We start from the raw sequence: 3,379 nt of genomic DNA, 5'->3' as shown, positions 1-3,379 counted from the left end.
GTGAATTTACGACTATGTTCAGGGTCGTACGCTTTATCATCAATAACTAAAATTTTCATATTAGCTGCCAATATTAACCTTAATCTCTGCATTCCAACCTGTGCTAGGTTGAATAAATGCAACGTCTCCTTTGTGCTTTCTAAGTATATTGCGCACAATATTGAGACCCAAACCAGATCCTTTACCTAGATTACTCAGTTTTTCATCGCCTAACTTAGAAGATACGGAAGAGTAGAGTTTTCCTTCAGGGTCATAAGTTCTCGCTTCAAAAACTTTATCCCAGTGCTCCTCAGAAAGGCCTATACCATTATCTTTTACTAATATAGTGTGTTCACCATCGTTTCTATGTACTGAGACATGGATTTTTCTATCTTTAGTACTACTTGCAATCAGTGACTTTATGCTGTTTGACAGTAGGTTAATCAACACAGAGTAAGCCTCAGCCTGATTCAATTTCGCGACTCGTACGGTAGGGTTTACGTTGTCAAATGAAAGCTCTATCCCAAACTGCTGAATAAAAAACTTAAATCCAGTCTGTACGCTATTAAATAGATTTACATAAGATATCTTCTTCTTAGCGTTTTCTGATGATTCAGAAAATACATCAAAAAGCCCGAATAAATTGTTAAATGACTCTTGATATAAATCTGCTGACTTAGCCATGCTTGTCAGCTCTTGCGTTATCGATGGGTCTTGAATTTTACTTGCAATATACTCAAGGCGTTTTGATTGTGTCGAAAGGGTCTGCACAATTCCTTTTACTTCATGAGCAAATACAAACAAAAGAGGAGCTGTAGCCGATACTGCTCTAAGCAACTCAGTTTCCGCCTCTAGTGCTTCGTATTGAGATAGAGCATAGGCTTTTGCTGTATCTAATTGTTCTCTGCTTGTTTCGCTAACACTGGTCGTATTTTCTTCAGTGTTGTTATCTTTGTTCTGAATTGTGGATGTAAACAATGAAGATTCTTTGAATGAAGGCTTTAAGCTTTGTTTTGAGCTAGAAGAGTTAGAGTTATCTAAGCCATTCTGTTCTTCAGAATTATCGTTGTCGCTATTATCCTTTGCTTCTGTCTGCTGGGCGCCAGAGGTTAACGTTTCAATGGCTTTTGTAAAGCGGCTCTTATCATCCTCAAAAGTGCTACCAACTGAATCCTCGAAACGTTTCTTTACTTTGTCATGCTTTTTCTTTCTTTCTTTTATCAGCCATGCTTCATAGTTAATTGTCGCCCAATCCAAAGACATGCGAATTATTTTCTTAAGATTAGAGAAGTTGTCATTAGAAACGAGACCTTCGCGGTCCATTTTTACTTCAAATGAATTAACTGCCTGGCCTTTTATTACGACGTTACCAACTAGCGAGCGTGTTCCTGGGTGATTTAGCATGACGCGAGATGGAGATGCAATTCCCATTTGTTTGGCAACGTCTTGCAGTTCTGGGTAGTCACTAGGACCACGGCGACGAGAAAGGTCGTGCGAAATTTTAAGCCAATCATCGCCTTCAGCGACTTCACCGTAAGGGTATACTCGGAAGCCATTGAGATAGAGCTTGATACCCGAATACTGGCTGTGTATTTGCTTGAGTGGGCCTCCAGTAAGTAATGTCGGGTTCCGTCGATTTTCTATGCCATCACGTATTTTTAAAGGGATAATATGAATAATAAATGTAATATCGCCTAACGGAGGATACTTTTTATTTTGAACTAGATAAGTTTGTGTCTCGGTGTCTTTGCTGTCTAGAGTAAATGATACGTTACCTTCAGGATCTATTTTTCCTATAATTGTTCCCCAGCCTGCTGTGAGCAACTTATCGTCGACTTTAAATGAGGAACCGCCCATAAGAGCTGAAAATTCGGGCGCAGTAACCGTTGCATCAAAGCCAGGGTCTTCAGGGTATCCATCTCTTCGTGTCTGTTCAGCTATTGAAATTAAACTGATACTTTTCAGTATCATTTTAAAATCTCGTTCTGTTATATGCTCTCTTAACCCTTTAAGTCGAAGAGTTGTACCTGCTTTCCCCATTTTATCTGTATAGGTTTCATACTCACAGTTAACTTTGGATAGTGACACTCCAGGCTCAAAGTCATCCCATTCAAACTGAACTTTAGTATATTCATACCCATCATCTGTTTTCGAGCACGTTTCTAATTCAAGCCTTTCCGCTAATCGTTGACAAGCAAAGCGACCAATACCTTTATTACCCGTGACTGGGCGTCCAAATATTGGGCTGATAGGGTTTTCCCTTTTGTTGCTTGTACCGATGATCATCCAGCGATTTTTGACCGTTTCAAAACTCATTCCTGAGCCACTATCAACAATCGTTAACTCAGATGTTCTTAAATCATGGTTTGTGACGTTGGAAAGAATAACCTCAACGAGAGGACTATCGGCATCATATGAGTTTTTTATTAGTTCAGATATACCGATATGATTTCGGCTAACAAGCCTTTCACCTAACTCTCTTATAAGCTGCGCATCAACTTCAAAATTCAAGGTATCTGACCTGTAATTAGTTTTTAATGTCAAAATAAATACCTCTATGCTTGTCCGAGAAAATGCTTGTTGGCCAAAGTTAGGATTGCACCTGAAATGCTTATGCTTTGAAATAATGACTTTGTATATAAAATGCTGTTATTCATGTTGCCAAACAAAAGGCGTCCAGTCGTTTTTGAATGAGATTCTTCTTTTAAGTGCAAATCAACTCGCCCACTTACAACTAAGTTTATCTTGTCACGAGCCCACATTGCTTTTAGTACTGACTGTTCAGAGTCATCGATGACGAAGTACATACGCAAACATGTAAAAACTAGCCAGCATTGCTGTGTGTCACTTTTGAATACAAGCAATGCATCTATTTCTTGGTTGGATTCTATTTGTTCGTAACTATAAAAGTTTTTGATACATTCAATAACTTTTTCTTTATTATTAAAGTTTGAGCGACCTAATAAAAAATTCAGCATAATCAGCCCTTAGTTGAAACTTTTTCTGTAGATAGTTCATTGGTTGCTGACGCTAATAGTCTTGGCAACACTACTGGCCATCCAGCTCCTACAAATATACAAGCGGTACGACTTACTTCAAATATTCCAGCTCCAGCGCCTAAAAGTCCCGCCAAGCCAGCTCCGACTCCCCACAAGGCAACAACTATAATTGCTCCATATCCACTATAAGTGAGCTTAAGAGAACTGGTTTTGTTTGCAGCTTTTGTTGTGCAAAAGTCTAAGAGAACAATAAGTAATCCATAAAACGCAGCAGCAATTCCAAACTCTATCAAAGTGTATTTATCACTAACTGCATCACCAATGAATGCTAAGTCTATCGCTAATTTTAATGATTCCACCTAAACCTTCTCCATCACCAACGCAACTCTACCCACAACCCT

The 3,379-nt window shown here is 38.9% G+C and carries 3 protein-coding genes; all 3 read right to left on the bottom strand.

What is annotated here, in order from left to right; genetic code table 11:
- Positions 1 to 60: 60 nt before the first annotated feature.
- Genes IQR33_RS12655 through IQR33_RS12645 form a run of 3 tightly spaced genes read right to left on the bottom strand, consistent with a single transcriptional unit; the run spans position 61 to position 3,337 of the window.
- Entirely contained in the window at positions 61 to 2,523 is a 2,463-nt protein-coding gene (locus IQR33_RS12655; protein WP_193843739.1) for a sensor histidine kinase, read from the bottom strand.
- A gap of 11 nt (positions 2,524 to 2,534) precedes the next feature.
- Positions 2,535 to 2,957, bottom strand: coding sequence for a hypothetical protein (locus IQR33_RS12650; RefSeq protein ID WP_228013876.1), 423 nt, complete (start codon positions 2,955 to 2,957; stop codon positions 2,535 to 2,537).
- Positions 2,958 to 2,959: 2 nt separating this feature from the next.
- A complete protein-coding gene (locus IQR33_RS12645) occupies positions 2,960 to 3,337 on the bottom strand; it encodes a hypothetical protein (RefSeq protein ID WP_193843738.1) in 378 nt (125 codons plus the stop codon).
- Positions 3,338 to 3,379: the final 42 nt, after the last annotated feature.

The organism is Vibrio sp. OPT46, from assembly GCF_015163535.1.
Lineage (GTDB): Bacteria > Pseudomonadota > Gammaproteobacteria > Enterobacterales > Vibrionaceae > Vibrio > Vibrio alginolyticus.
This window is presented reverse-complemented; position numbering and strand designations above follow the sequence as displayed.

Excerpts from the sequence above, each read along its gene's own strand:
- IQR33_RS12650 (WP_228013876.1), bottom strand. The coding sequence starts at position 2,957 with ATGCTGAATTTTTTATTAGGTCGCTCAAACTTTAATAATAAAGAAAAA.